Origin of the sequence: Clostridium tarantellae (assembly GCF_009295725.1) — a bacterium.
GTDB lineage: Bacteria > Bacillota > Clostridia > Clostridiales > Clostridiaceae > Sarcina > Sarcina tarantellae.
The window spans coordinates 1-5,272 of the sequence record NZ_WHJC01000235.1 but is presented as its reverse complement, the minus strand read 5'-3'; the positions used below and the strand labels follow the sequence as shown (position 1 = coordinate 5,272).

4 protein-coding genes are annotated in these 5,272 nt (G+C 26.9%); all 4 read left to right on the top strand.

Annotated elements, in window-relative coordinates; genetic code table 11:
• The first annotated feature begins 265 nt into the window (after nt 1-265).
• The 4 genes from GBZ86_RS12265 to malQ all read left to right on the top strand — a co-directional run bounded on the left by GBZ86_RS12265 (nt 266) and on the right by malQ (nt 5,151).
• On the top strand, nt 266-1,486 hold the full coding sequence (locus tag GBZ86_RS12265; RefSeq protein WP_152891065.1) for a sugar ABC transporter substrate-binding protein: 1,221 nt from the start codon (nt 266-268) through the stop codon (nt 1,484-1,486).
• A 279-nt stretch (nt 1,487-1,765) separates the two neighbouring features.
• Nucleotides 1,766-2,698 carry a sugar ABC transporter permease gene (locus GBZ86_RS12260; RefSeq protein ID WP_327445148.1) on the top strand — a complete coding sequence of 311 codons (933 nt, stop codon included), beginning with the start codon at nt 1,766-1,768 and terminating at the stop codon, nt 2,696-2,698.
• Nucleotides 2,699-3,586 carry a sugar ABC transporter permease gene (locus tag GBZ86_RS12255; RefSeq protein ID WP_152891064.1) on the top strand — a complete coding sequence of 296 codons (888 nt, stop codon included), beginning with the start codon at nt 2,699-2,701 and terminating at the stop codon, nt 3,584-3,586.
• Nucleotides 3,587-3,663: 77 nt separating this feature from the next.
• A complete protein-coding gene (malQ, locus tag GBZ86_RS12250; protein ID WP_152891062.1) occupies nt 3,664-5,151 on the top strand; it encodes a 4-alpha-glucanotransferase in 1,488 nt (495 codons plus the stop codon).
• The last annotated feature ends 121 nt before the right edge of the window (nt 5,152-5,272 follow it).

The window sequence follows — 5,272 nt, the reverse complement described above, 5'->3', positions numbered from 1 at the left end:
AAGGGGTTGTTGCACACTTTTTTAAAGGAAATATATTCCTAGTAGATATATAATCAATATCACTAGAAATATATTTGTATTTTTAAAAAAGTCAATGGTAATATTTTTTAATTATTAAACACTAGTGATAATGTAATATAAAATAAAAAAATTTTAAAACCTATGGTAACGTTACCATGGAAGTGAATAAAAATTAAAATAGTTAAAAATTTAGTTTTTTACTATACTAGATTAAAAATAAAATTATATAAAGGGGAGTTTTATAATGGCTAAAAAAAGAAAAATAATGGCAAGTATTATGGCAACCATGTTATTTACAGTATGTTTAGTTGGATGTGGTGAAAAATCCCCATCTGGTAATAATGGAACTGATGATAAAAAACAATTAACAGTATGGTCTCATCTTACACAACCTGAAGTTGATGAAATTAATAAAGTAGCTCAAATATGGGCTGAAAAAAACAATATAAAAGTAAAAGTAGTAAAAGATGATTCAGAAATGCAACAGTATATACAAGCAGCTAACAGTTCAAAAGGTCCAGATGTTTACTTTGGACTTGCTCATGATAATTTAGGTACAGGACAAAAAGCAGGAATTCTAGAAGAAGTTCCAGAAGGATTTATTGATGAAAGTAAATATGCATCCAAGCAATTAATAGATGCAGTTACATTACAAGGCAAAAAATATGCAGTACCAATAGCTCAAGAAACAGTAGCTATGTTTTATAATAAAGATTTAGTTAATGAAATGCCTAAAACTATGGAAGAATTAATTAAAATAGCTAAAGATAAGGGGTTTAAATATGATGTAAATGATTTTTATAAATCATATGGTTTTATAGCGGCAAATGGAGGCTATGTTTATAAAAATAATAATGGAACATTAGATTCAACAGATATAGGACTGAATAATGAGGGTGCAGTGAAAGGATATGAATTTATAGAATCTTTAGTTAAAGATAAATTAATTGCTCCTGATATTAACAATGATTTAGCAAAAGGTGAATTTATAGCAGGAAAAGCAGCATTTTATATATCAGGACCATGGGATGTTTCAGCAGCACAAGAAGCTAGATTAAATTTTGATGTTTCTCCAATGCCAACTTTAAATGAAAATAAAATACCTACATTTATGGGGGTACAAGCTGCTTTTGTAAGTGCAAAATCTGAAAATAAAGAATTAGCATGGGATTTATTAAAGTACTTAGTTGAAAATACAGGAGATGTATTGGTTGAAAAAGGAAATAGAATACCTGTTTTAAACCAGATTTTATCTAGTGAAAAGTTTAAAGAAAATAAATATATGGCTGCTTTTAGTGAACAAGCAAAATATGCACATCCAATGCCAAATATTCCAGAAGTTCAAGCTATGTGGACACCAGGGGCTGAGAATATAAAATTATTACTTGCAGGACAATTATCACCAAAAGAAGCAGCTGATAAAACAGTAGAACAAATTAAAGAAGGTATTGCTCAACAAAAATGATATGAAAGATTAATCTATGTTATAATTAAAAATTTATAGTATATTTATATGAAAATAAGTAGTGTTAAGCATTCACTCTAGACTGCTAGAATTATTACTTTGAATCTTTACAGGTTATCAAAGCAATAACTATGCAGTCTTTTATGATATTTAGCATTTATCTAACTTAAATAAATTTTATAAAAGTTAAGGAAATAGAGTTTACCCAAAAGAGAAATATAAGTTAATATTTAACATAAGTACATTTATAGAGAATCTTTATTATAGGAGGTAGTAAAGGTGAAGGTTAGGATTGTGCAGAAAAAAAGAGAAGGATTAAAATCAATACCATATTTGACACCGGCAATTATATCTATAGTTATTTTTACTTTATTTCCAATTTTATATACCATATATATTGCATTTACTGATTATACTATTTATTCACAAGGAAATGTGTCTTTTGTAGGAATTTCTAATTTTATAGAAGTTTTAACAGGACCTTTCAAAGATGTGTTTTTTACGGTATTTGGTTGGACAATAGCTTTTGCTACATTTTCAACATTAGGGACATTTATTTTAGGGCTTATAATTGCTATATTATTAAATAATCCAAATATAAGAGAAAGAGGTATATATAAAGCTATATTAATTATTCCATGGGCATTACCTGCAACAGTAGCTATTCTTTCTTGGCAAGGATTATTAAATGGAAGTTATGGAGCAATAAATAATTTATTATTAAATTTAAATTTAATTTTAGAGCCTATACCATGGCTTACAGATCCTATATTTGCAAAGGCAGCTTTAATTTTAGTTAATATATGGCTTGGTTTTCCATATATGATGAACGTATGTTTAGGCGCTTTATCGGCTATACCTGAAACGTATTATGAAGCAGCAGAAGTAGATGGTGCTAATAAATTTATACAATTTATAAAAATTACGTTACCTACTATAGCAAAAACAGCATATCCTTTAATAATAACAACTTTTGCATTTAATTTTAATAATTTTGGTTCAGCTTATTTAATTACAAATGGTGGGCCAGCTAGAGTTACAACTCAATTTGCAGGATATACAGATATATTAGCATCAGTGAATTATAAGTTATCAACTCAGTTTGGTAGATATGATATAGCATCTGCTATAAGTATTATTATATTTATTATTTTAGCAGTAATATCTTATTATCAAATGAAATTATCAGGACAATTTGAAGAGGTGGAATAAATGCAAGCTAATTTTAATATTAATACAAGGTCTACTAAAGATTTAAAATATAAAAAAAAACTTAGGTCAGCAGAAAAGAAAACTCTTTGGATTTCTAGAATAATTATTTGGATAGTTATAGCAATAGTTATATTTCCTATTTTAGCGGTAGTAACAGCTTCTATGGCTAAAGGAGAAGTATTTACGCAATCATCTTTATTGCCTAAAGCTTGGACTTTAGAAAATTATAAAAAAGTTATTTTAGAAACAGATTTTTTAATATGGGTAAAAAATACTTTAATAATATGTTTTTCTGTTTCAATAATACAATTAATTATAACTATTCCATCCGCATTTGCTTTCTCTAAATTAAAATTTAAAGGAAGAAGTAAAGGACTTATGGCATTATTATTGCTACAAATGTTTCCAGCTGCTATGGCATTACCAGCAATTTTAGGTATTGCATATAGGTTAGGAGGAATGGATAATATATGGACATTAGTAGTAATACAATGTGGAGGAAGTGCATATAATATTTGGTTATTAAAAGGATTTATAGATGGTATTCCAAATGATTTAATGGAAGCGGCATATGTTGATGGAGCAACAACTTTTCAAGCTTTTTTAAAAATAGTATTGCCGTTAACTAGAAATATGCTTATAGTAATTTTTTTATTTTCATTTATAGCAGCTTATAGTGAATTTATATTTGCATCAGCTCTTATGAAAGATCCAGAGGTTCAAACACTTGCTACTGGATTAAGGCAATTTATTAATAATAAATTTTCAGCTAACTGGACTCAATATTCTGCAACAGCTATAATGTCATCAGTTCCTATAGTTTTATTATTTATGGCAGCACAAAAATTTATTGCTAAAGGATTAGTAGCAGGATCTGTAAAAGGATAGAGAGAAAAATAAAATTTTGAAAAATTCATGCAAAAGTATTTAAAGTATAAATACAATATTAAGTAGAGGTGAATTATATGGCAAGATATAGTGGAATAATAATGCATATATCTTCATTACCAGGTAATTATGGAATAGGTACTTTAGGCGAAGAAGCATTTAAATTTGTAGATTTTTTAAAAAAGGCTGGCCAAAAATTTTGGCAGTTATTACCTTTGGGTCAAACAGGATATGGTGATTCACCATATCAATGTTTTTCAGCATTTGCAGGAAATCCTTATTTTATAGATTTTGATAAATTAAATGAAAAAGGTTTATTAGATAAAAAAGAATATGAAAATTTAGTTTGGGGTAATTGTAATGAAAGTATAGATTATCATATTTTATTTGAAAGCAAAATGAAAATATTAAAAATAGCTTATTATAATTGTAAAAATAAATTTCAAAATAATATTGAAGCATTTAGAAAAAAAAATAATTTATGGATTGAAGATTATGCGTTATTTATGGCGATAAAAAGTGAATTTAAATTAGTAAGTTGGCAAAATTGGCCTGATGAACTTAAAAATAGAGAAAAAGAGGTTCTAAAATTTTATAAAGAAAAACTTAATGATGAAATTAATTATTGGATATTTTTACAATATATATTTTTTGAACAATGGAATAATTTAAAAAGTTATGCAAATTCATTAGGAATAAAAATAATAGGGGATATTCCTATATATGTGTCAGAGGATAGTTCAGATCTTTGGGCTAATTCAAAAATATTTTTATTAGATAATAAAAATAGACCAGTTAAAGTAGCAGGCTGTCCACCAGATGCTTTTTCTTCTACAGGTCAGTTATGGGGAAATCCATTATATAATTGGAGCGAGATGGAGAAGGATAAATATAAATGGTGGATATGTAGAATAAAAGAAAATTTGAAACTTTACGATATTCTAAGAATAGATCATTTTAGAGGATTTGAATCCTATTGGGAAATTCCATATGGTGATAAAACAGCAGTAAATGGAAGATGGACAAAAGGACCAGGAATAAAATTATTTAAAGCTATTAATGATTCATTAGGAACAATACCCATTATAGCAGAAGATTTAGGTTACTTAACTTATGATGTAATAAAGTTTAGAGAAAGTTTAAATTTTCCTGGGATGAAAGTTTTGCAATTTGCTTTTGATTCTGATGAGAAAAATCAATATCTTCCATATAATTATGAAAAGAATTGTATAGCATATACTGGAACGCATGATAATGATACCATTTTAGGATGGTTTAATAATAAAGATAATAAAAAAGAAATAGAGTATGCTAAAAAATATTTAAATATTAATGAAAATGAAAGAGCTAATTGGGCGTTTATAAGAGGAGTATGGAGTAGTGTAGCTGATATAGCTATTACTACTATGCAAGATTTTTTCGATTTAGGAAGTGAAGCAAGAATGAACTTTCCATCTACTTTGGGAGGAAATTGGAAATGGAGGGCAAAAAAAGAATTGTTCAGTGATGAATTAGCTAAAAGTATATATGATTTAACTAAATTATATGGAAGATGCAATAGCTAATTAAATTTAAGATATATATTAAAAATTTTGAAAAATAGGAAGTTTAAGTACTTCCTATTTTTTAGTATTTTTAAATAATTTGCTTTCACAAGCAATATATTAAAATATTACAATATTAAAA

Coding starts and splice junctions, on each gene's coding strand:
- malQ (WP_152891062.1), top strand. CDS start 3,664: ATGGCAAGATATAGTGGAATAATAATGCATATATCTTCATTACCAGGT.
- GBZ86_RS12255 (WP_152891064.1), top strand. CDS start 2,699: ATGCAAGCTAATTTTAATATTAATACAAGGTCTACTAAAGATTTAAAA.
- GBZ86_RS12265 (WP_152891065.1), top strand. CDS start 266: ATGGCTAAAAAAAGAAAAATAATGGCAAGTATTATGGCAACCATGTTA.